The 22,173-nt window shown below is 64.2% G+C and carries 25 protein-coding genes; 7 read left to right on the forward strand and 18 right to left on the reverse strand.

The genetic code is table 11. The features are described from left to right. Positions 1 to 20: 20 nt before the first annotated feature. Entirely contained in the window at positions 21 to 329 is a 309-nt protein-coding gene (locus tag KMZ68_RS16410; RefSeq protein ID WP_215612283.1) for an NIPSNAP family protein, read from the reverse strand. A 170-nt stretch (positions 330 to 499) separates the two neighbouring features. On the opposite strand from KMZ68_RS16410, the gene KMZ68_RS16415 reads away from it, so the two are divergent. Both KMZ68_RS16415 and KMZ68_RS16420 read left to right on the forward strand, forming a co-directional pair. Beyond that, the gene (locus KMZ68_RS16415; protein WP_215612284.1) at positions 500 to 1,198 is read left to right on the forward strand and encodes an ArsR/SmtB family transcription factor; all 699 of its coding nucleotides are present in this window, start codon (positions 500 to 502) and stop codon (positions 1,196 to 1,198) included. Between the two features lie 332 nt (positions 1,199 to 1,530). Beyond that, positions 1,531 to 1,776 carry a GCG_CRPN prefix-to-repeats domain-containing protein gene (locus KMZ68_RS16420; RefSeq protein WP_215612285.1) on the forward strand — a complete coding sequence of 82 codons (246 nt, stop codon included), beginning with the start codon at positions 1,531 to 1,533 and terminating at the stop codon, positions 1,774 to 1,776. 135 nt (positions 1,777 to 1,911) lie between these two features. On the opposite strand, the gene KMZ68_RS16425 is transcribed toward KMZ68_RS16420, so the two are convergent. Beyond that, positions 1,912 to 2,250, reverse strand: a complete 339-nt coding sequence (locus KMZ68_RS16425) for a twin-arginine translocation signal domain-containing protein (RefSeq protein WP_215612286.1) — start codon at positions 2,248 to 2,250, stop codon at positions 1,912 to 1,914. 174 nt (positions 2,251 to 2,424) lie between these two features. On the opposite strand from KMZ68_RS16425, the gene KMZ68_RS16430 reads away from it, so the two are divergent. Further along, positions 2,425 to 3,666, forward strand: coding sequence for a glycerophosphodiester phosphodiesterase family protein (locus tag KMZ68_RS16430; protein WP_215612287.1), 1,242 nt, complete (start codon positions 2,425 to 2,427; stop codon positions 3,664 to 3,666). Between the two features lie 64 nt (positions 3,667 to 3,730). Here KMZ68_RS16430 and KMZ68_RS16435 read toward each other — a convergent pair whose 3' ends face one another. From KMZ68_RS16435 to KMZ68_RS16445, 3 genes are all read right to left on the reverse strand, one after another. Beyond that, the gene (locus KMZ68_RS16435; RefSeq protein ID WP_215612288.1) at positions 3,731 to 4,735 is read right to left on the reverse strand and encodes a Bug family tripartite tricarboxylate transporter substrate binding protein; all 1,005 of its coding nucleotides are present in this window, start codon (positions 4,733 to 4,735) and stop codon (positions 3,731 to 3,733) included. 226 nt (positions 4,736 to 4,961) lie between these two features. Beyond that, positions 4,962 to 5,273, reverse strand: coding sequence for a hypothetical protein (locus KMZ68_RS16440; RefSeq protein ID WP_215612289.1), 312 nt, complete (start codon positions 5,271 to 5,273; stop codon positions 4,962 to 4,964). Between the two features lie 29 nt (positions 5,274 to 5,302). After that, on the reverse strand, positions 5,303 to 5,749 hold the full coding sequence (locus tag KMZ68_RS16445) for a DUF2214 family protein (RefSeq protein WP_215612290.1): 447 nt from the start codon (positions 5,747 to 5,749) through the stop codon (positions 5,303 to 5,305). Positions 5,750 to 5,934: 185 nt separating this feature from the next. Here KMZ68_RS16445 and KMZ68_RS16450 point away from each other — a divergent pair, with 185 nt between their 5' ends. Further along, positions 5,935 to 6,915, forward strand: a complete 981-nt coding sequence (locus KMZ68_RS16450) for a DUF2806 domain-containing protein (protein ID WP_215612291.1) — start codon at positions 5,935 to 5,937, stop codon at positions 6,913 to 6,915. 12 nt (positions 6,916 to 6,927) lie between these two features. Here KMZ68_RS16450 and KMZ68_RS16455 read toward each other — a convergent pair whose 3' ends face one another. Then, entirely contained in the window at positions 6,928 to 8,460 is a 1,533-nt protein-coding gene (locus KMZ68_RS16455) for an acyl-CoA carboxylase subunit beta (RefSeq protein ID WP_215612292.1), read from the reverse strand. 137 nt (positions 8,461 to 8,597) lie between these two features. Between KMZ68_RS16455 and KMZ68_RS16460 the strand changes: the two genes are divergently transcribed. After that, positions 8,598 to 9,014 carry a DUF4260 domain-containing protein gene (locus KMZ68_RS16460; protein WP_215612293.1) on the forward strand — a complete coding sequence of 139 codons (417 nt, stop codon included), beginning with the start codon at positions 8,598 to 8,600 and terminating at the stop codon, positions 9,012 to 9,014. 45 nt (positions 9,015 to 9,059) lie between these two features. Here KMZ68_RS16460 and KMZ68_RS16465 read toward each other — a convergent pair whose 3' ends face one another. The 8 genes from KMZ68_RS16465 to KMZ68_RS16500 form a co-directional block, all read right to left on the reverse strand. Next, positions 9,060 to 9,485, reverse strand: coding sequence for a DOPA 4,5-dioxygenase family protein (locus KMZ68_RS16465; protein WP_215612294.1), 426 nt, complete (start codon positions 9,483 to 9,485; stop codon positions 9,060 to 9,062). Between the two features lie 28 nt (positions 9,486 to 9,513). Next, complete coding sequence (locus KMZ68_RS16470; protein WP_371741343.1) at positions 9,514 to 10,371, reverse strand: penicillin-binding transpeptidase domain-containing protein; 858 nt, start codon at positions 10,369 to 10,371, stop codon at positions 9,514 to 9,516. Between the two features lie 33 nt (positions 10,372 to 10,404). Continuing rightward, on the reverse strand, positions 10,405 to 10,671 hold the full coding sequence (locus KMZ68_RS16475; protein WP_215606242.1) for an EscU/YscU/HrcU family type III secretion system export apparatus switch protein: 267 nt from the start codon (positions 10,669 to 10,671) through the stop codon (positions 10,405 to 10,407). Beyond that, the gene (gene fliK, locus KMZ68_RS16480; RefSeq protein WP_215612296.1) at positions 10,668 to 12,209 is read right to left on the reverse strand and encodes a flagellar hook-length control protein FliK; all 1,542 of its coding nucleotides are present in this window, start codon (positions 12,207 to 12,209) and stop codon (positions 10,668 to 10,670) included. The genes KMZ68_RS16475 and fliK overlap by 4 nt, the downstream gene beginning before the upstream one ends. Before the next feature lie 51 nt (positions 12,210 to 12,260). Next, positions 12,261 to 13,046: an ATP12 family chaperone protein gene (locus KMZ68_RS16485; protein ID WP_215612297.1), complete on the reverse strand. Its 786-nt coding sequence runs from the start codon at positions 13,044 to 13,046 to the stop codon at positions 12,261 to 12,263. Positions 13,047 to 13,288: 242 nt separating this feature from the next. After that, positions 13,289 to 14,269 carry a hypothetical protein gene (locus tag KMZ68_RS16490; protein WP_215612298.1) on the reverse strand — a complete coding sequence of 327 codons (981 nt, stop codon included), beginning with the start codon at positions 14,267 to 14,269 and terminating at the stop codon, positions 13,289 to 13,291. Positions 14,270 to 14,450: 181 nt separating this feature from the next. Then, positions 14,451 to 14,768, reverse strand: coding sequence for a hypothetical protein (locus tag KMZ68_RS16495; RefSeq protein ID WP_215612299.1), 318 nt, complete (start codon positions 14,766 to 14,768; stop codon positions 14,451 to 14,453). A gap of 52 nt (positions 14,769 to 14,820) precedes the next feature. Next, positions 14,821 to 16,014, reverse strand: a complete 1,194-nt coding sequence (locus tag KMZ68_RS16500; RefSeq protein ID WP_215612300.1) for an RluA family pseudouridine synthase — start codon at positions 16,012 to 16,014, stop codon at positions 14,821 to 14,823. Between the two features lie 127 nt (positions 16,015 to 16,141). Between KMZ68_RS16500 and KMZ68_RS16505 the strand changes: the two genes are divergently transcribed. After that, the gene (locus KMZ68_RS16505) at positions 16,142 to 17,086 is read left to right on the forward strand and encodes an alpha/beta hydrolase (protein WP_215612301.1); all 945 of its coding nucleotides are present in this window, start codon (positions 16,142 to 16,144) and stop codon (positions 17,084 to 17,086) included. A 16-nt stretch (positions 17,087 to 17,102) separates the two neighbouring features. On the opposite strand, the gene KMZ68_RS16510 is transcribed toward KMZ68_RS16505, so the two are convergent. From KMZ68_RS16510 to KMZ68_RS16525, 4 genes are all read right to left on the reverse strand, one after another. After that, positions 17,103 to 17,747 carry a hypothetical protein gene (locus KMZ68_RS16510; protein ID WP_215612302.1) on the reverse strand — a complete coding sequence of 215 codons (645 nt, stop codon included), beginning with the start codon at positions 17,745 to 17,747 and terminating at the stop codon, positions 17,103 to 17,105. A gap of 51 nt (positions 17,748 to 17,798) precedes the next feature. Continuing rightward, on the reverse strand, positions 17,799 to 19,127 hold the full coding sequence (locus tag KMZ68_RS16515) for a replication-associated recombination protein A (protein ID WP_215612303.1): 1,329 nt from the start codon (positions 19,125 to 19,127) through the stop codon (positions 17,799 to 17,801). Next, on the reverse strand, positions 19,124 to 20,515 hold the full coding sequence (locus KMZ68_RS16520) for a DegQ family serine endoprotease (protein WP_371741344.1): 1,392 nt from the start codon (positions 20,513 to 20,515) through the stop codon (positions 19,124 to 19,126). Before KMZ68_RS16520 ends, KMZ68_RS16515 begins: the two co-directional genes overlap by 4 nt. 86 nt (positions 20,516 to 20,601) lie before the next feature. After that, positions 20,602 to 20,979: a winged helix-turn-helix transcriptional regulator gene (locus KMZ68_RS16525; RefSeq protein WP_215612305.1), complete on the reverse strand. Its 378-nt coding sequence runs from the start codon at positions 20,977 to 20,979 to the stop codon at positions 20,602 to 20,604. Positions 20,980 to 21,093: 114 nt separating this feature from the next. Between KMZ68_RS16525 and KMZ68_RS16530 the strand changes: the two genes are divergently transcribed. Further along, on the forward strand, positions 21,094 to 22,107 hold the full coding sequence (locus KMZ68_RS16530; RefSeq protein WP_215612306.1) for a zinc-binding alcohol dehydrogenase family protein: 1,014 nt from the start codon (positions 21,094 to 21,096) through the stop codon (positions 22,105 to 22,107). The last annotated feature ends 66 nt before the right edge of the window (positions 22,108 to 22,173 follow it).

The following is a 22,173-nucleotide window of genomic DNA, read 5'->3' on the forward strand; positions in this document are numbered from 1 at the left end:
GGCCGCCCGCGCCAGTCGCCTCAGGCGACGACCTTGCGCAGGAATGTCCGCTCCTCCGCGAGGATGAACCGGTTCTGCTCGGCGAAGTCGAAATTGGCCGCGCCCTCCGCGTCAGCGCGCAGCCGAGCGCGATAGCTCTCATAAGCGGCAAGGCTCTCAAATGAAATCAGCGCGAACGCGATGTTGTTGGTGCCTTCATGCGGCATCCAGTAGCCCAGGAGGTCGCCGCCGCACTTTGGAATGATGGTGAGCCAGTTCTTCGAATATTGCTCGAACGTCGCCCGCTTGAACGGATCGAGCTGGTAACGGATGAAGACGGTGACGGCCATTTTGAACTCCAATATTGGCAGCCGTCATTGCGAGCGAAACCGAAGCAATCCATCCAACCACGAAGAAAGCGTGGATTGCTTCGTCGCTCCGCTCCTCGCAATGACGAGCTGGGGCACTGAGTCCACCATATCCCCTTGATCGACGTCGATGCTTCGTCTAACATCGAACTATGAAAGCAGGTCCCGACATCGCCATGATCGCCGCACTGGTCGGCGATCCCGCGCGTTCCAACATGCTGACGGCGCTGATGACCGGCCGCGCGCTGACCGCGAGCGAGCTGGCGCATCAGGCCGGCATCACGCCGCAGACCGCGAGCTCGCATTTGTCGAAGCTCGAGGCCGGTGGCCTGATCGAGCAGGAGAAACAGGGCCGCCACCGCTATTACCGCCTCAGCGATCCCGACGTCGCTGGCGTGCTCGAGGGCCTCGCCGGCCTTGCCGCGCGCGCCGGCCACATGCGGGTGCGCACCGGGCCGAAGGATCCGGCGCTGCGCCGGGCGCGGATCTGCTACGACCATCTCGCCGGCGATCTCGGCGTGCAGATGCTCGACAGCATGAAGCAGCAACGGCTGCTGCGGCAGAGCAAGCAGGCGATCGAACTCACCGCCGAGGGCTCGCGCTTCATGGCGAAGGCGCTGCAGATCGAGGCGCGTGCGCTGGCGCATCCGCGCAGGCCGCTGTGCAAGGCCTGCCTGGACTGGAGCGAGCGCCGCCATCATCTTGCGGGAACCCTGGGCGCGGCCATCATGGCGCGGTTCACCGAATTGAAGTGGGCCGCGCGCGACGCCACCCCCGGCAGCCGCGTCGTCAATTTCACCCGCACCGGCGAGAAACGTTTCGCCGAGCTGTTCGGCGAGACCGGCGGCTGACTGTTGCGTTGTCCGTCATGGCCAGGCTGGAGCTAATTCCACTTGCATGGAATCGTGACATCTATCCCATGGCCTCGTGGTTCGAGACGCGCGGCGTTGCCGCGCTCCTCACCAAGAGGGTCTCAGACCTCATCCTGAGGAGCGCGCACTTGCGCGCATCTCGAAGGATGAAGCCACCGATCTGAAAAATGCTCTAGCGCGCCCGCATTCATTCCGCGTTCAGGTCGCCTCACTAAGCTCGCAGAAATGTTTCGATCTGTTGTAGTTCGTCGACATATCGAATCGCCGGGATTGCGGCGCCGCGCGGCGCGGCCCGAAATGAGGGAGAAACCATGAAGTATCTTATCGCAGCGGCCCTGCTTGCAACCACGGTCGTTGGCTTTGGCGCCACGGCCGATGCCGCCGGCGGATGCGGCCGCGGCTTCCATCGCGGCCCCTATGGCGGATGCCGGCCCAATGCCGCCGTGGTCGTGGTGCGGCCGCCGGTCGTATACCGGACGGCGCCGGTCGTGGTGGTGCCCCGCGCCCGCGTCTGCCCCTACGGCATGGTCTGGCGTTATGGACGCTGCCGCTACTGACGGCGCTACAGCTTACGGCAAAGCCCCGCTCGCGCGGGGTTTTTGTTTGTTTGAAAGGCAGCAGCCAGCGGCCTGTCGTCAACGCGGAAACGGGAGGACGGAATTGCCGCCCCCCGCGAATTATTTCAAACGAGATTACCAGTAACGGCGGCGCCAGTAGCGGCGGCGGTGCCAGCGGCGGCGGTGCCAACCCCAATGACGGCGGCGCCAACCCCAGTGACGCCGGCGCCAGCCCCAATGCCGCCTGCCCCAGCCGTGGTGATGACCGCGTCCGCGGCCCCAGCGCACTTCTTCGGGCGTGAGACGATCCACCTCGTCTCCGGTAACGACCGCGGGATGCGCGTTGTCGAGCGGAATCCGTCCGTCGGCGGCTGGAGGTTGCGGCATCAGGGGTGCTGCTTGCGCGCCCGCGGCCAGCGCAGCCGCGCCGGCGGCAAATCCAACGGCGAGTTTCAGAAAATGGCGGCGTTCCATGACAGCTCCCTCTTCGCAAGGGGGGTGAGTGATGCGACGCGAGTTTGATCGCGGCGAGATGAATAGCCGCTGAACCGCGCGTTCATCGTTCCCGGACGGTGTTACGCAACCCCACATCCACTGTCACAATGCTATGGTGATATCCGCCTGCGCATCATCTCGAGGGAATCGCCCATGCCGACCCGCCATCGTTCCACGCTGTTGTCCGTGCTGTTGAGCGTGGCCCTCCTTTCCCCCGCCGCGGCGCAGGTAGCGCTGCCCGAAGCGCAGATCGGCCCGCGGCCGTTCTACCTCGTCGACAAGATGAAGGACGGAGCGCTGAAGCAGAAGCTGAGCCAGTGCACCGGCCCGTTCCGGAAGAGCGACTTTTCGATCGGCCATCGCGGTGCCGCGCTGCAATTCCCCGAGCACAGCCGGGAATCCTATACTGCGGCGGCCCGCATGGGCGCCGGCGTGATCGAATGCGACGTGACATTTACAAAAGACCGGCAACTGGTGTGCCGACATTCGCAGTGCGACCTCGCAACCACTACCAACATCCTGTCGGTGCCGGAACTCGCCGCAAAATGTTCGCAGCCGTTCGTCCCGGCCGATCCAGCGACCGGCCGCAAGGCGGCGGCGAAATGCTGCACCAGCGACATCACGCTCGCCGAATTCAAACAGCTCACGGCCAAGATGGACGGCTCGAACCCGAACGCCACCACCGCGGCCGAATTCCAGAACGGCACGCCGCGCTGGCGCACCGACCTCTACGCCAATTCCGGAACCCTGATGACCCACGACGAGAGCATTGCGCTGATCAGGAGCTTGGGCGCCAAATTCACGCCGGAACTGAAAGCGCCTGAAGTGCCGATGCCGTTCGACGGCGACTACACCCAGGAGAAATACGCCGCGCAGATGCTGGACGCCTACAAGACCGCCGGCATTCCCGCGAGTGATGTGTTCGCCCAGAGCTTTGGCCTCGCCGACATTCTGTTCTGGGTGAAAACCGCGCCGGAGTTCGCGGCGCAGGCGGTTTATCTCGAAGACCGCTACGAAAAGCGGGGCCTTGATGCCGGAAAGCCCGAAACCTGGAAACCTTCGATGGTGGAATTGAAGGCCTCGGGCGTGAAAATCCTGGGGCCGCCCATCGCGCTGATGCTGGCGCTAAACGACAAGGGCGAGATCGTGCCGTCGGAATATGCGAGGGCCGCCAAGGCCGCCGGCCTCGATTTGATCGGCTGGTCGCTGGAGCGCGACGGGCCGCTCGACAAGGGCGGCGGCTTCTATCACCGCTCAGTCAAGCGCGCCATCGACCGCGACGGCGACACGCTCACGGTGCTCGATGTGCTGGCGCAACAGGTCGGCGTGCGCGCCATGTTCTCGGACTGGCCGGCGACCACGACGTTCTACGCGAGCTGCATGGGGATGAAGTGAGACGAAGCGGAAGCTGCTTCCGCTTCTGCCGGTCGATGAAGCTGCAAGGGCATCGAGCCCCGGTTCACTCCGGCTTGATGCCGGCCTTCTGCACCACGTCGCGCCATCGCACGACTTCGGCTGCGACGAACTTTCCGAACTCCGGGCCCATCAACGTCGGGATGGCGGAGCCGTTCTTCGCCCACATTTCCTTGATGGGCTCCGAGTCCAGCGCCTTGCGCACCTCGGCCGACATCCGCTTGATGACCTCCGGCGGCGTGCCCTTCGGGGCGAACAGAGCATACCAGGTCGACACCTCGTAGCCCTTGAGGCCCGCTTCGGCAGCGGTCGGCACGTTAGGGACCGCGGCCGAGCGCTGCGGCGCTGCGACCGCCAGGGCGCGCAGCGTGCCGCCCTGGATCTGGTTCGCCGACGAACCAAGCCCGTCGAACATCACATGGACATGCCCGGAGACCAGATCCTGCATCGCAGGACCCGCGCCGCGATACGGCACATGATTCATCTTGGTGCCGGCGAGGATATTGAACAATTCGCCCGCCAGCTGATGGGTGGTGCCACGTCCGGCCGAAGCGAAATCCACCTTGCCCGGATTGGCCTTCAGGTAGGCGATGAATTCGGCCAGCGTCTTGGCCTCGACTTTGGAGGGATTGACGACGATCACCTGCGGCGGGGCGGCGATCAGGGCAACCGGGATAAAATCCTTCTCGATGTCGTAATCCAGTTTGAGAAAGATCGATGGCGCGATCGCATGGTGCGCCGCACCGACGAAGAAGGTGTAGCCATTGGGCTCGGCCTTGGCCGCCGCGGACGCGCCGATGGTGCCGCCGGCGCCGCCGCGGTTGTCGATCAGAACGCGTACGCCGAGCTGCTTGTCGAGCTGCGCCGACAGCGGACGCGCGAAAGCATCGGTGCCGCCGCCGGCCGGAAACGGCACGATCAAGGTCACCGGCCGTTCCGGCCAGCCCTGCGCTGCGGCCGGTCCGCTGGCGAATGCGAAGGCCGCAAGCGCCGCCAAAGCCAGTGTTCGATAGAGGGCGGCCGCGCTCGCGCGCCGTGATTGAAAGTCCATGATGCGTTTTCCCGTCTGCGGTGGTTTTTGCCTGATATTGAAGCCAATTAGGCCACCACGCCGCAGGCTTGGCAAGCCGGTTCCCTCGGCTTTTAGTCCTGCATGCGAGCGGCCCGGCGGTGGCCGGATTGCCCTTCTCATGCTGCATGGCGATGAAGTGGGGCGAGAGAAAGGCTGATTCCGCTTCTGCCGCTCGCGGGGGGACGACGAGCGGAAGACGCCTCGCCTAGCCGACCTCCTCCGCCAGCACCAGCACCTCGCGCGTGCGCGTCACCTCGGGCCAGCAGCGGTCGAATTCGGCGACCAGCGCCTTCAGCGCATCGCCGCCGGTGGCGCGCTCGAGCGCGGCCTGGTCCGAAAATTCGTACATCGCCAGGTGCAGCGCGGGATCGCCGGCGCTCCAGAACCGCCGCGCCTTCTTTACCCCGAACGCCTTGATCGCATCCGGCAGATGCTCGCGGCTGTACCATTCGTCGAACGCCTTGCGCTTGGCGGGATCGGCGACAGTGGCGCGGACGACAAAACAGGTCTTGGGCATGGGCGGGCTCCGACGGCGTGGACGATAGGCTAAACCCAGCCGACACGCGCCATGATCGCGGCGCACAGCAGGATCAACATGATGGCGAGCAGTTCGCCGTGCAGGACCCTGCGGACCAATGCCAGCCTGTTCGCACTGATCTCCGGCGCCTGCCCGGCCCGCAACGCGCCGCGCCACGACAGGAACTCCCGGGTCGGCACGATCGACATCAGCGCGACCGCGATGAAGATCGCGAGTTTGGCCAGGAAGGCGTGGCTGTGGAAATAATAGTCCGCGCCTTTCTCGAAGAAGAACACCCGCAGCAGCCCGATCACCAGCAGCGCGGCGGCCGAAATGCCGAGCACCGCGTCGGTCGCCAACAGTTTTCGCGCCGACGCCAGCGTCAGCTCGCCGCGGACCAGCGTGAACTCGATCGCGACCGCCGACACCAGCGTGAAGGCGCAGAGGTGATGGAGGAAGGCGAACAGCGTGGGCATGGGGCGGGGTCCGTTTCAGCGGCATGTGGGCGAAGGACTTGAATAATGACACGGCAATTGTAGGGCTGGTCAAACAGACCTGTACCCGATCGGAAACGGTGTTGCCCAAGAAAATATCGGTGGATTCCACTGCGCCGATCCACCCTACGTGGTATCTTGAGCAATTATCATAAGGTGATTGCCGCATGGCGAATGACGAAGAAAAATCTCTAGTCAGAATTAGCGACCTCTTTGGCGCCGCTAAACCCCTCGAACAACTTGTATCGGCCATCGAGCGGGGGATCGGAAGCTTCATGCGCCCCATTCAAAAACGACGAGAGACGAAGGCGGATGTTGCCGCTTTCGATGACTGGAACGAAGCCCTGACGAGGACTGGCCTTGCCCCAAAGAGTGCGGAACTCACGCTTGGAGACAGGGCGACAATAAGACTAACGGCCGAAGTTGCCAGAAAGCAGCAGAACAGAGAATCCATCGCCGTTGAAGCCGTCAACGAGTACGTTCATTCGCTCGAAGACCTATCAGATCCGGCTGTTAGAGACTCAAAAATTCAAGAGGAATGGCTGGATCGCTTTTGGCGCTTAGCCGAAGACGTAACCGACACCGATATGCAGGCCGTTTGGGGGCGCATCTTGGCTCGCAAAGCACAAAGCCCGACAAAATATAGCGCTAGGTGCTTGGAAGCTTTGAGCCTGCTTAGCAAAGAAGAAGCCCTGAGGCTCGAAAATCTTAGTAAATTTGTGCTTTGTGCCAAGAGGCAAAATGCGCCGTATCATTTCTTTCTTTCAAATCCATTCAGACTGAACAGTGATCTTAAGGCTGAAGAACAGGGAAAGAAGATCCGCGAAATCATTGGTCAAACGTATCGCACAACATTTGGACCTGCAGGGTTCTACACCGACTCTGGTTCAAGTTGGGCCTTAGACGTTCATATTGATGTATCGGAGGGAAATGCATTCCTATTGATCGCAAATACACCATACGTCATACGCTATCCGACTCCAACCACCTGTGTTGATTATATCGGTTCGGGCCTCGGAATAAGCCCCCTCGGCGCAGAGATATTTAGTTTGATCGAAATAAAACCCGATCCTGATTACGTTGAAGCACTATCCTCTGCTCTTCGCGTATTTGGCATGAAGCTTGAGCGCCACGATGGCACGCTATAATCATTGTCATGCTCACAGCGGCAGATTGTCGTGCTTTTTCATCGGTATCTCGACATGCTTGTCCTTCAACATCGCCAGCGCGCGGGCGATGCGGCGCCTAGTGGAATGCGGCATGATGACGTCGTCGATGTAGCCGCGCTCGGCGGCGATGAAGGGGGACAGGAAGCGGTCCTCGTATTCCCTGGTGCGGGCGGCGATCTTCTCGGCGTCGCCGATGTCGGCGCGGAAGATGATTTCCACCGCGCCCTTGGCGCCCATCACCGCGATCTGCGCGGTCGGCCAGGCGTAGTTGATGTCGGCGCCGATTTCCTTCGAGGCCATCACGTCGAACGCGCCGCCATAGGCCTTGCGCGTGATCACGGTGACCAGCGGCACGGTGCACTGGCTGTAGGCGAACAACAGCTTGGCGCCGTGCTTGATCAGCCCGCCATATTCCTGCGCAGTGCCCGGCAGGAAGCCCGGGACGTCGACGAAGGTGACGATCGGGATGTTGAAGGCGTCGCAGAACCGGACGAAGCGCGCCGCTTTGCGCGAGGCGTCGCTGTCGAGCACGCCCGCCAGCACCATCGGCTGGTTGGCGACGAAGCCGACGGTGCGGCCGGCAATGCGGCCGAAACCGGTGACGATGTTCTTGGCGAACATTTCGGAGATTTCGAAGAAGTCGCCCTCGTCGACGACCTTCAGGATCAGTTCCTTCATGTCGTAAGGCTTGTTCGGATTGTCCGGGATCAGCGTGTCCAGGGACATGTCGACCCGCTCGATGTCGTCGAAGCTCGGCCATTCCGGCACGCCTGACGTGTTGTTGGCGGGCAGGAAGTCGATCAGCCGGCGCATCTGCAACAGCGTCTCGACGTCGTTCTCGAACGCGCCATCCGCAATCGAGGAACGGGTGGCGTGCACGGAGGCGCCGCCGAGTTCTTCGGCCGTGACCACCTCGTTGGTCACGGTCTTCACCACGTCGGGGCCGGTGACGAACATGTAGCTGGTGTTCTTCACCATGAAGATGAAGTCGGTCATGGCGGGCGAATAGACGTCGCCGCCGGCGCAGGGGCCCATGATGACGGATATCTGCGGGATCACGCCCGACGCAACCACGTTGCGGCGGAACACGTAGGAATAGCCCGCGAGCGCCGCGACGCCTTCCTGGATGCGCGCGCCGCCGGCGTCATAGAGCCCGATAATCGGCGCCCTCGCCTTCATCGCCATGTCCTGGATTTTTACGATTTTCTGCGCGTGGGTTTCCGACAGCGAGCCGCCGAACACGGTAAAGTCCTTGGCGAAGACGAAGGTCTTGCGGCCGTTGACGGTGCCCCAGCCGGTGACGACGCCATCGCCCGGCACCTTGGTCTTTTCCATGCCGAATTCGGTCGAGCGGTGTTCGACGAACATGTCGAATTCCTCGAACGAACCCTTGTCGAGCAGCAGCTCGATGCGCTCCCGCGCGGTCAGCTTGCCGCGGGCGTGCTGCGCCTCGATGCGCTTTTCGCCGCCGCCGAGCTTGGCGCCGGCGCGCCGTTCTTCGAGGGTGTCCAGGATGTCCTTCATCTGCTTCCGCCCGTATTTGCCGCAGGATTTGGCAAGGCTTCTAACACGGCATTTCGCGGGCGGGAAACGCCCTTCCCGGCCCTCTGGCACTCCTTACCAGGGCCGCCTATATCCGGTGGCCCAACGGAGGCGACGAGATGACTGATATCGCAAGCGGGGGCGCGACAGGCACCGCCATAGGTGGGGCGCGGACCCTGCTACGGCTCGAGGGACTGGCGCTGTTTGCGGGCATGACCCTGCTTTACGCGATATGGGAGGGATCGTGGTGGGTCTACGCTCTCCTGTTCCTGGCGCCCGATCTGAGCTTCGCAGGATACCTTGCAGGCCCCCGGATCGGGGCAGCCGTCTATAACGCAGCCCACAGCTATCTGGCGCCGATGGCGCTGATGACGACGGGCCTGGCGCTTCCCTCGCCGCTTACGCTCTCGCTCGCGATGATCTGGCTGGCCCATATCGGCATCGACCGCGCGCTCGGCTACGGCCTGAAATACTCCACCGGTTTCGGCTTCACCCATCTCGGCCGGATCGGCAAGGATGCGGCGAAGGCGACCTGATGCCGCGGCGGCTGGGTTCTCGCCGCGTGGCAGCGAGTATCCCGGTTACGGACGCAGAACCGGATGGGTGTTCGGCGCCGGCGCCTGCTCCATCGGCCCTTCTTCCGGTAGCTTCTCGCCATGCAGGTCGAGCGCCGGCCCGATCCAGAGCGGATCGCCGAGATGATCCCGGCGCGGGTTGGCGGTGTTCGGATGCACCAGGATGCTCAGGCTTCCATGGTTGAGCATCAGCCACGGCACCAGCTCCGGAAAAACTTCCGTCGCGAAGGCGACCTGAAACATCGCCTGGTCGTGCGGGCCCACCTTGACGTCGTGCCAGCGGCCCAGCGTCACCGAAAACCGCTTGCCGATCCATGCCCGCAGCCGTTCGGCTTCCGGCCGCGTCGCGTTGGGATCGTAATAGACATGGGCGTGGAAGCTTGCGATCTCGCGGAGAGCTCGCGGGGCGGGATTATGCGGCACGTCGGTCATCTCGACTTCCCTGGTTCGCCGCAGCGGATCAGATCGCGCCGATATCGGCAAGGCATTGCTGCGCCACCTTGATGCGGCTGGCGACATGGCGCGGCTCGCGGCAATCCATGTTGAACGCGAACACGGTAATGGCGCTGCCCTTCTCGGCCCAGCCCACCAGCCAGCCGAGCGAGGGCTCGCCGCGCTCGGCGCCCAACAACCCGGTCTTGGCGCGGATCACGGCGTCGCCGGCTTTTATCACCGGTAGGATATCGCGCGCCAGATCCTGGCTGCGTTTCGACACCGGCAACACGCCGCGCCGCAGCCGGTCGACGAAGTCAATCTGCTGAACGGGATCGATGCGCAGATCGCCGGTCAGCCAGAACTGGTCGATGCCGCCGCCGATGTTGCGGTTGCCATATTCGAACAGGTCGAGATATTTCTGCATCCGCTCCGGCCCGATCCGCCGGGCGATCTCCTGATAGGCGGGCACCACGGAGGCGGCGATCGCGGTGCGCAAGGTGTGGTCCTTGTTCCACGCTTCGATGCTTCTGGTAACGCCGTCCCACTTGAAGACGTCCTTGTCCGGGTCTTCGACCACGCCGGTATCCAACGCGATGATCGAATTCGGAATCTTGAAGGTCGAGGCCGGCAGCTTCGCTTCGCCGGAACGATCCTTGTCGCTGGCGATGATCAGATAGTCATCGGTCTTGTAGCCGACGAAGGTACCAGCCGTTCCCTCGTCGGCAAACCGCTTGGCGAGATCAGCACGGATCTCGCTGCGCTGATACGCGACATTGGCATCGCTTCGGGAAGGCAAAAGGCTGGCGGCGGCAAGGAGGCCGAGTGCATGACGACGATTGATCAAGGGAGCATCCGATGGCGTTGAAGGCGGCCGACGATGCATCCGGCATCGTGGTAAAATAATGACGATCGGAAATTAGCGAATTCGCCCGGACAGCCGCAGCACGAACACCAGCACTTCCGCCACTGCCTTGTAGAGCTCGGCCGGAATCTCGTCGCCGATCTCGACGTTGGAGAGCGCGCCGGCAAGCACCTCGTTCTCCTCGATCGGAATGTCGTGGGCTTTGGCGACTTCGATGATCTTGGCGCCGATCGAGCCCTTGCCCTTGGCGACGACGCGGGGCGCACCGGTCTTGTCGTAATGCAGCGCCACCGCAAGCTGCCTCTTGGCTTCCACGGTCATAGCGCGCGGTCCAGGAAATGCCCGGCGGGCGCGGGCGCCGATTGCGGCGGGGTGCCGTCGCGGATCACGATATCGCCGGGCACGAGCTCGGCCCTGCTCAGCGCCTGGCTGAGCTGCGCGGCACCGGCACGCAATTGCGCCGCGGTCGCGGGCCGTTCCGCCCACATCCGCACCGAGGTCTTCTCATCGACCAGCGACACCAGCGCATGCACGGGACCGGCCGGTTCGACGTCGAGCGAAAACCGCGCCCGCCATACGCGCTTTGCGGCTTTGACCTCGCTGCCGCCGCCGTCGCGGGAAATTTCGAACTGCGCCAGTGCGGTCCCCTGCGGGGTGGCAAACGGAATTTCGAAATGCCAGCGCGGCGCCGCCGGATCGATCCGCACCGGCGACGCATCGACACGGTCGGGCAGTGAAGCCACCTGCAGCAGGGTCTGGCGCGCAATCGCGGCGTCGGTATCGCCGAGCAGATGATGGGCTGTGGTGGCGAGCGGTGCATCCGGTGAAAGCGACGGCAGGGCGACGGGCTGCGCCGTCGGCTGCGCGCCGCGGAACGGCGGCGGCGGCATGTTGGTGTGGAAGGTGACGTCTTCGCTGCGCAGGTCTCGCACGGCGCCCGGCGACGGCGAGGCCTTGCCGAGCTCCTGCAGTCCTTCCTGCAACAAGGTCAGTGCGGCGCCGGCCGCGGCGCGCGATCCGCCGCTCAATGCCAGGGAATCCACGGCGACCGCAAGCCGCGTCTGCGGCAACAGAATTTCCTGCACCTCGACATCCGGCGACAGCGACGGGGCAAGCGCCGGCGATGCAGCCGCATGCAGCGGCGACTCGGCACTCGTGGCCGGGCCCCGCGCTGCGGCGAGCGACGACAGCAGCGTCTGGCGAAGCACGATCAGCGCCGCCTTGAGATCGGGAACGCCGGCGACTCCAGGCGCAATCGATCCCGACGCCAGCGAAGCTTCGAGAAACAACCCGGATTTCTGAAAGGCATTCTTGATCTCGCTGCCGGTCAGGTTTTGATCGAGGCTGGTACGCTGCGCCAGCAATTGCGTCACCGCGGCTTGCAGGTTCGCCGGCAGCGCGTGCGACGACGCGGCGGAACTGGCGTCCGCGAACAGCGGCGCCAGACTGCCTTGCTGCGTGGCGGCGGCCTGCGCCGCCATGGACACCGCGAGCTTCTCGATCGGCGTCAGAATGTTCTTGGCGGGCGCACCGATCACCGCCGGACTGGCCGGCGCGTCGACCCGCGCTCCCGGCGTCAGCGTCACGGCGTCGGCGGCCGCGCCGGCGCCCTGCCCGATCACCGCGAGTCGGATACCGCTTTCGGTCTGCGATACCGCCAGCTGCAAAGCCTGGCCGGCCTGCAGCGGCACTTCCGAGACGACATCGATCGACAGGTTGGCGATCGCGATCCGCACCAGATTGTCGGCGAGCAGTTGCATCACCTTGGCGTCGACCACCGTCCCCGGCTGCAGCACGAGATCGCGCGCCGGCCCTTGCGCGGCAACGACGGAAAGGATCGGATTGACAGTCAAGGGCATCGGGCGGTCTCGCTGGACGGCGAAGGCTAGCCCAGCGTCGTAAACCTCCCGTTAACCGATGGACGGATTGAGGGTCTTGAGGATCGTGGCGGCGGCCTTGAAATCGACCAGCCGCGCGGCGCGGCGCGCCGCGACCTCCTCGTCGACGCCCCATTTCTCGACGTTCCAGTCCTCATCGACATGGGCGGCGGCCCAGACCTGCTCCTGGTCGAGCACGCCATGCAGCAGCGCCAAGGCGAGCAGCGCCGAGCCGGTCAGCGTCGTGACCACGTGCAGCGCCGCGATCGACCAGGGATCGCCAGGGAAAGCCTCGCGCGCCGCCGCAATCGCCGGCTCGGGTTGGCGGACATGCACGATGCCTTCGGCCAGCATGAAATGCGCACCGAGGGTCTCTGCGGCCCAGAACACCACCGGGTCCCAGTGCTTCGCCTCCCGCGCCACCAGCGCTTCCGGATGGCCGGCGCGATAAAACAACAGATCGGTGCCGAGATATTTCGCGACATCGTCGGCGACCGCCTCTACCCGCTCGACCACGCCATCGACGACGCTGTTGGCAAAGCGCGTCAGCGGCATGGTCAGGGGGTCGATTAATTCCTGCTGCGCCTCCCACTCCGCCGCGATGGCCTCGGCGATTTCCCTGACAGGAGCGACCAGCGGCCGCCCCGACGGCGTGCGGATCGGCTTGTCATCCAGCGTGATCGCAAAACCGTCCGTGCCCACGGCAACGCCGGCCTTGGCGTAGAACCGCTTGCGGCGCGGCGTGCGCGTCGTGCGGCGCACCGCCTCCTCCGGATCGAGCGGAGATTGCCCGGCCACTTCATCGAATAGTTCGCGCATGCAGTTTTCGGCCTCTCGCGCCGGTGATAGTTTTCGCAAAGAGAGTACGACATCGATGGGTGCAAATAAAGCGAGCCGGCCGACGTTGGCGCGGCTATCGGCGGCCATTCTGGCGTTAATCAGCGGTCTCGGCTGCGCAAGCCTCGAGGCCGGGTTCTGGTCAACGGCCCCGACGTCTGGGTGATTTCGGACATCGAGAGCCCGCACGATTCACTGCGCATGTTCCTTGCGCAGCACAGGAACTAGAAGCGCGATGGCTTCGCCCGCAGCCCAGGCGGCCGGGCGCGCCCGTTGAAAATCCAGAGCCCGACAGCGCTTGCCAACATCACAAGCCCGCCAAGCAGCACCGACAACGGCGTGGCGCCGAGGCGCTCGAACCATTGGGTGTAAAAATGAATGCCGGCGAAGACGGCAACGAGATTGACCAACCAGCGACGGTTGACCTGTAAGGCCCAGATCCCGGCGCCCAGCAAGACCACTGCCCAGAGGATGCTGAACACCGAGGCCGGGATTGCAGTCTTGGTCATAAACGCCAAAGATGCATCCTTGGCATTCATCGAGCGTATCAGCATCAGCGGATCGCCCCATAGCGAGCCGATCCAGAAGCCGAAATTGACCAGCAGCAGCGAGGTACGCGCGGCGGTGATCGCGAGCCGCTCGTAGTCGTCCGACAGGCGATGCGAGGCCTGGTAGGCGATTAGCGCCAGCGCGGAAAACAGCATGACGGTGAGCGTCGGCTCGAAGATCGCCAATGAATAGACCGCGTGGCTGTAACCGGTGCGCGCGCCGAGGCAGGCGGAGGCCGCCAGCACCGCCAACGCCATCAAGAGGCTCGAGCGGGCGGCGATGGCTGCGATCCCGAAGGCGCCCATGACGATCAGCATGGACGCAAGCGAGCCGGCCCCATAGGCGATCACGCCGCCGCCGAACATCAGTGCACCTATAACGAGGCAGATTTGCCCGAGCAGTACCCATTGCTGCACGCGGTTGATCGTGATCGCGCTGCCTGCGGCGAAAAGTGCGAGCCCCAAGCCTACCGCCGTCAGCGGCGTCGGCACCAGCGCCACTGCGCCCGCCGCGATAGCGACCACGCCGAATCCGATCAGGACATTGACTCCGAACGAGCCCGTATCATGCGCAGCGAGCGCCGTGAGCCTGTCGGCTTCCTCGCGCGTCAGCTTGCCTTCTTCCACGAGCTTGGAAATGTCCAGCGTGATCTTCATGGCGCGCCCCCGATGCCGGGTCCCCCTGGTGCGCCGGCATCGCAGACCTAGCAGTTTGGTGTCTGCCCCGCGAGTCCTTCAATGGAAGGCAAGGACCTGATGAGATGCGTCAACGGGCGCTGGTCACGTCGAGTGTGGCGGCCAGGCAATCTCCGGCATCAGCACGCGCTGGTTCGCAGGCCTACTGATTGGCACAGGAACGCGAATAGGCCGCGCGCTCGTTGGGGCCAAGGCCTGCGGCGGCGGCATCGTCGAGGCATTTGCCGATGCGGTCGCTGAACGAGCCGCGCTGCAAGCCCTGGACCCGCGGCGGCGTAGGCGGCGCGTCCATTTTCGGAATCGCGGGCACCTCGATCTTCGGGACAGCCGGCGGCGGCGGCAGCGGCGGGTTGTATTGCGAGCCGCCCGGCGGAATGAATTGCTGCTGCGCGGAAGCGGCGCTGGCGGCGAGCAGCGCCAGCATAACCGCGCCAACAACGAGGATCGACGATCGCTTCATGCGAGAGTATGTCGTGATCCCCTCCCGCAACCGCAAGGAAATCGTACCTGAACTATTCTTCAGGCGCGTTCTCGATCGGATCGAAGCGGTCAGCTTCCAGGCCGAGCAGGTTCCATGATTGCAGCATGTGCGGCGGCAGCGGCGCGGTCGCATCGATCACCCCGCCGCGCGGATGCGGAATCACGATCCGCCGCGCCAGCAAATGCAGGCGCTTCTGCAGTCCGCCCGGCAACTCCCAGTTTTCCTTGTTGAAATATTTGGGATCGCCGACGATGGCGTGGCCGATATGGGCCATGTGCGCGCGCAACTGGTGGGTTCGCCCGGTGACCGGTTTCAGCGAAACCCAGGCGAGCTTCTGCGCCGAGGTCTCCACCACGGCGTAATAGGTCACCGCATGGCTGGCGCCCTCATCGCCATGCGCGGCGATGCGCATGATGGTATCGTCCTCGCCCTCGTCCTTGGCGAGATACGTCGAGATACGGCCCTGCTTCGGCTTCGGCACGCCCGCCACCAGCGCCCAGTAGATCTTGCGCGCGGAGCGATGACGGAACGATCCGGTCAGCGCGGTAGCGGCAAAACGCGTCTTTGCGATCAGCAGGCAGCCCGCGGTTTCCTTGTCGAGCCGGTGCACCAGCCGCGGCTTCTGCCCCTTGGCATCGCGCATCACTTCCAGCATCTGGTCGATATGCTTGGTGGTGCCGGAGCCGCCCTGCACCGCGAGCCCAGCGGGCTTGTTCAGCACCATGACGTCGGCGTCCTCGTAGAGGATCATGTCCTTGAGCGCCTGAAGGGTCTTCGCGCCGGCTTCCGAGAGATTTCCCGCGACCTTCGGCGCATCGAGCTTGAGCGGCGGAATGCGGACGCTCTGCCCTTCCTCCAGCCGGTCCTTGCTGTCGGCGCGCTTGCCGTTGACGCGTAGCTCGCCCTTACGGACGATGCGCTGAATGTGAGAGAATGACAGGCCGGGAAAGCGCGCTTCCAGAAAGCGGTCGACGCGCATGTTGTTCTCATCGGCCGTCACCACCACGGTCTGCACCTTGGTGGGCAACGGCGGCGGCTCAGGGACAACTTTCGCAGGCTCGGGAATGAACGGCGCCGGCTTGGCCGCGCGCGGGGCTGGAAAACGCGCCGGCGGCTTGCCGCCCGGACGATGCGCCGGCCGCTCGGCCTGCGAGCCCCGGTAGGGACGCGCGCCCTTCGGGCGATCGCCCGCCGGACGAAGAGGTTTCTTGACGCGACGGCTCATATTGCTGCGGCTCCGGATGAAGCCGTTGGGTAGCGCAAAAGCAGCGAATCGTCACGGTGAATCGGTACAAATCCGCCGCAGGATCGGTCATGTTAGGGCAAGCGACCGGGAAACGTGGGGTAGCCGGATGGCAGTATCAAGAGCGGCCTTGACCGTCGTTGCGACCATGTTCGCGGGCGTGGCCTGGGCGCAGCAAAGCCCGATGCCGGAGGATCTGGCCTCGAAGCTGCGGGAACTCGGCCGCGTCATTGACCCGCCGAAGACCGTCGCGCTCTATGCGCCGCTGCAGGAAAAGGAGCCATATCACGGCGTCAAGGTCGAGCGTGACGTCAAATACGGTCCGGCCGATCGTAACCTGCTCGATATCTTCGTGCCGGAGACGGCGGCATCGGCCCGGCCGGTACTGATCTTCGTCCATGGCGGCACCTACGTGGGCGGCAACAAGCGGACGACACCGACCAGCCCGTTCTACGACAACATCATGCTGTGGGCGGCCAAGAACGGCTTTGTCGGCGTCAACGTCACCTATCGCCTCGCGCCGCCGAACCCCTGGCCGGCGGGCGCCGAGGATCTCGCCACCGCGGTTCAATGGATCTCGGACAAGATCGGCGAGCGCGGCGGCAATCCCGGGCGGATCTATCTGATGGGACACTCCGCCGGCGCGGTTCACGTCGCGAGCTATGTATCGCATCCCGAATTTCACAAGGTGAAAGGCGGCGGCCTCGCCGGGGCGATCATGATTTCGGGCAATTACGACCTGACCGCGACGCCGCTTGCGGATTCCCAGCGCGCTTACTTCGGCGACGATCCCGCGCGCTACGCCGAACGATCCTCGCTGTCGGGTCTAGCGACAACCAACATCCCGCTGATGCTGGCTGTCGCCGAACTGGACCCGGCTGGCTTTGTGCTGCAATTCGATCTGGCAAAGCAAGCGACGTGCAGGCGCGCGAGCGGATGCGCCCGTGCTTTGCTGCTTCCGCAGCACAGCCACATGTCGGAGGTGTATTCGATCAACACCTCGGATACGCGGCTGACCGAACAGATTCTCGATTTCGTCAGGACGGGGAAATAGCCGGGCAGCGGCCAGCTCAGAACAAGAGGACCTGCACATCCGCAGACATCTGCTGACGCTGATCGTCCGGCAGCGCCGTCAGGCCGGAGGTTTCCGGCTTCAGCAACTGCTTGACCGAGGCCGCTTTCGCCGGATCGGCGAATACATATCGAACCGATCCGGGCGCTCCTTTCTTCGCATCGCTGAGTTCGGAATAGTCGGAGAATACGGACGTCGCCAGGTATCCCTTTCTCAAGAGATCGTTTTCCATTTGCTTGGCAAGGGCCTTCATCTTGGGGTCCGAAGGGTACACGACGATAACCGTCGAACTCCGGTTGGCTCCGAATTCCGCCGACGGCGGCGCTGGCGCCGGTGCGGCCGGCGCGACCTTTCTGCGAAGATCGGCGAGCTCCGTCTTGATGTCTTCGAGTCGCGCATTGATCCCCGCAGCTTGTTCGTTGACCTGACCGGAGGTTGCGGCCTGCCCCGACAATTCAATTCCCAGCCCCTTGAAATTGAAGAAGGCGAGCGCAGGGATCACGAACAACAGCCCGCCGAATGCGAGCAGTCCGGCAAACACGTTTGAGACGGCGGGGTTTCGCAGGATGGCCACCGCGCAGATGGCCATCAATATGAGGCCACCGATAAGCGGTCCGAGTCTGATCAGAAGCTCCCCGGTCATCGGCGCACTCCCATCGCTTGGCGGATAGCCTAATACAACCTTAGAGAGAGTTCAACCGCGCTCCCGGCGCAGCTTCGCCCAGTAATCCAGCCGCTTCCTGATCTCGCGCTCGAAGCCGCGATCGGGCGGATCGTAGAAGGTCCGGCGGCCCAGCGCTTCCGGGAAATAGTCCTGACCGGAAAAGGCATCGGGGGCGTCGTGGTCGTATTGGTAGCCGCCGCCATAGCCTTCCGACTTCATCAGCTTGGTCGGCGAGTTCAGGATATGCTTCGGCGGCAGCAATGAGCCCCCCTCTTTCGCCACCTGCATCGCCGCGCCAAAGGCCTTGTAGGCGGCGTTGGATTTCGGCGCGGTGGCGAGATAGATCACGGCCTGCGCGATCGCGAGCTCGCCTTCGGGAGAGCCGAGGAAATCATAGGCATCCTTGGCGGCGTTGCAGATCGCCAGCGCGTGCGGATCGGCAAGACCGATATCCTCGACCGCCATGCGGACCACGCGGCGGGCCAGGAACAGCGGGTCCTCGCCGGCGTCCAGCATGCGCGCGAGATAATAGAGGGCGGCGTCCGGATCGGAGCCGCGCACCGATTTATGCAGCGCCGAGATCAGGTTGTAATGGCCGTCGGCGGACTTGTCGTAGATCGGCGCACGGCGCTGCAGGATGTCCTGCAGCGCTGCCGCATTGAATATCTCGCCTTCGCGCGCGGAGCGCCAGACCTCTTCGGCTAATGTCAGCGCGGCGCGGCCATCGCCGTCGGCCATCCGCGCCAGCACCGCGCGCGCTTCCGCGTCGAGCGGCAGTTTCCTGCCCTCGATCTTCTCGGCGTGGGCGAACAGTTTTTCGATTGCGGCAGCATCGAGCGAATGGAACACCAGCACCCGCGCCCGCGACAACAGAGCGGCGTTGAGCTCGAACGAGGGATTTTCGGTGGTGGCGCCGACCAGCACCACGGTGCCGTCTTCCATCACGGGCAAAAAAGAATCCTGCTGCGCGCGGTTGAACCTGTGCACCTCGTCAACGAACAGCAGCGTGCCCTTGCCGATCTCGCGCCGGGCTCGCGCCGCGTCGAATACCTTCTTGAGATCGGCGACGCCGGAAAAGACAGCGGAAATCTGCTCGAAGTGCAGCTCGGTGGCATCAGCCAGGAGCCGCGCCACCGTAGTCTTGCCGGTGCCCGGCGGTCCCCAGAAGATCAGCGAGCCCAATGTGCGCGTCGCCAGCATCCGCGTCAGTGCGCCGTCGGGGCCGAGGATGTGATCCTGTCCGACCACCTCCGACAGCGCGCGGGGGCGCAGCCGGTCCGGAAGCGGACGCGGCGCATCCTGCTCCATTCCTGCGGCGGCGAACAGGTTGGCAGCTTCGTGTGGTCGCTTCGGGCTCATCCGCCGAGCGTGACGTTGATCTGCTGGCCGCCCCGGACCACGGTGATGCGCCAGATCCGCGCGGTCTCGCGCGTCGCCTTTTCGAGATCGCCTGTCTTGGCGATCTTCTGGTTGTTGACCCCGAGGATGATGTCGCCCTTCTGGAAACCGACGCTGGCGGCGGTGCTGCCTTCCGCCAGTTCCGTCACCACGACGCCCCGGGTGTCCGCGTCGATGCGCAACTCGTCGGCCACCGCCGGCGATATGTTCGCAACCTTGGCGCCCTGGAACGGCGAGCGCGATGTCAAAACGATCTCGTCGCGCCCGGTGTCGGGAGCGGTTTCCAGCAGAACGGTCAGCTTGATGGTCTTGCCGGCGCGCTGCACGTCGATCTGTGAGGTGCCGCCGAGCGGCCGGGTGGCGAAACGATAGTCGAAGCCGTTGGGATCGTCGACGGTCTGGCCGTCGATTGCGACGATCAGGTCGGACAGTTTCAATCCGGCCCGCGCCGCCGGGCTGTTGGCGGTGACATTGGCGACCAGCGCGCCCGAGGGAACCCGAAGCCCGAGCGTCTCCGCGATTTCAGGCGTCACCGCCTGCAATCGCGCGCCGAGCCATGGCCGCTTGACCGCCTTGCCGCCGCTCTTGGCGGAGGCGACCACGACGCGCACCATGTTGGCGGGGATCGCAAAACCGATGCCCTGCGATCCGCCGGAGCGCGAGAAGATCGCGGTGTTGACGCCGGCGAGCCGGCCGGTCATGTCGACCAGCGCGCCGCCGGAATTGCCGGGGTTGATCGCGGCATCGGTCTGAATGAAGAACTGGTAGTCGGTGATGCCGACCTGCGTGCGCGCCAGCGCCGAAATGATGCCGTGGGTGACGGTCTGCCCGACGCCGAACGGATTGCCGATCGCCAGCACGACGTCGCCGACCAGCAATTCATCCGAGTTGGCAAAATCGAGCGTCGGGAATTTTTCCTTGCCGTCCTTGATCCGCAGCACCGCCAGATCGGTGCGGCTGTCCTTGAGCACGATCTCGGCCTCGAATTCGCGCTTGTCGGAAAGCGAAATCTTGACCTGATCGGCGCCTTCGATGACGTGGTTGTTGGTCACCACCAGGCCGGACGGATCCACCATCACGCCGGATCCCAGCGAGCGCTGCATCTGCTCCGGCTGCTGGCCGGGCACGCCGAAGAAGCGGCGGAAAATCGGATCATCCAGCAGCGGATTGCGGTTCTGCACCACCTTGGCGGCATAGACGTTGACTACCGCGGGCTGCACGCGTTGCACGATCGGCGCGTAGGAGAGCTTCAACTCCGTGGGGGAAGTCGGTACGCGGCGGTCCTGTGCCAGCGACGGCGTGGCCAGCATCGCGGAAAAGCAGATCACGGCCAGGGAGCGTAGAAACATCATGCGGGAAGATCCTGAAATTCGCCGCCCCAGATATAGCCGCCGGGCAAGCGCGAGAGAAGGGAACGGACCGACAAATGGCCGCCTTATGCGGCGCGATTGGGGACTCCGGCGGCGTCTGGAGCCGGCGCGCAGGACAGACTTTCCTGATGGCCTTCGCCCCACGCCTTCAAGGTATCGATGACCGGACGCAGGCTCTCGCCGATCTCCGAGAGCCGGTACTCCACCCGCGGCGGCACCTCGGCATACACCGTGCGGATCACCAGACGGTCGTCCTCGAGCGCCCGCAGCTGCTTGGTCAGCATGCGCTGGGTAATGCCGGGCATCCGCCGCCGCAACTCGCCGAAGCGCTGGGTGCCGTCCTGCAGGTGATAGAGGATGACGCCTTTCCATTTGCCGTCGATCAGATCGAGCGTCGCTTCAACCGCGCAGCCCGGCCGGTGAGCAAAATTCCGCCGTTTCATCGGATTTTTCCAATAGTATCCAAACAGGGACTATATGCCCGTATTTACAGTACTTGCCAAATTTGCGCCAGACCGACAATTAGGCCTTACATCCTCAGACCGGAGAGAACAGGCATGAAAGCCGTCGGATACCAGAAGTCGCTGCCCGTCGAAGACCCCAGTTCATTGATCGATTTCGAGACCGCCAAGCCCGAGCCAAAGGGCCGCGACATCCGGGTCGCCGTGAAGGCGATTTCGGCCAATCCGGTGGATTACAAGGTGCGCAAGCGCGCAACGCCTCCGGCGGGCGAAACCAAGATCTTGGGCTATGATGCCGCCGGGATCGTTGACGCCATAGGATCCGACGTCAAGCTGTTCAAGCCTGGTGACGAAGTGTTCTACGCCGGATCGATCCAGCGCCAGGGCACCAATTCGGAATTTCACCTGGTCGACGAGCGCATCGTCGGCAACAAGCCGAAGACGCTGTCGTTCGCGCAAGCCGCCGCCCTCCCCCTGACCTCGATCACGGCGTGGGAATTGCTGTTCGACCGCCTCGGCGCCGTGCCCGGCAAGAGCCTCGATCCGCGCACGCTCTTGATCACCGGCGGCGCCGGCGGTGTCGGCTCGATCCTGATCCAGCTCGCCCGCCGTCTCACCGGCCTGACCGTCGTGGCCACCGCGACCCGGCCCGAATCGCAACAATGGTGCCTCGACCTCGGCGCCCATGCCGTGATCGATCACGCCAGGCCGATGAAGGAGCAGATCGAAAAACTCAAAGTGCCGCCGGTCGGCCTCGTCGCCAGCCTCACCTTCACCGAGCAGCACTACAAGGCGATCGCAGATTTCATGGCGCCGCAGGGCAGGTTCGGCCTGATCGACGATCCCCCGGAATTCACCGTCAGCGCCTTCAAGGGCAAGGCGATCTCGATCCACTGGGAATCGATGTTCACCCGCTCCTCGTTCCAGACCCCGGACATGATCGCCCAGCACAACCTGCTGAACGACGTCGCCGACCTCATCGACAAGGGCGTGCTGCGCACCACGCTCGACCAGACTTTCGGCACCATCAACGCCGCCAACCTGAAGCGTGCCCATGCGCTGCTGGAATCGGGCAAGTCGCGCGGCAAGATCGTGCTGGAGGGGTGGTAGGCGTTCGACCACAAAAGGTGGGCAAAGGCGCGTATGCGCCGTGCCCACCATCCACCGGCGTGCCTC

The sequence above is a fragment of the Bradyrhizobium sediminis genome (assembly GCF_018736105.1).
GTDB lineage: Bacteria > Pseudomonadota > Alphaproteobacteria > Rhizobiales > Xanthobacteraceae > Bradyrhizobium.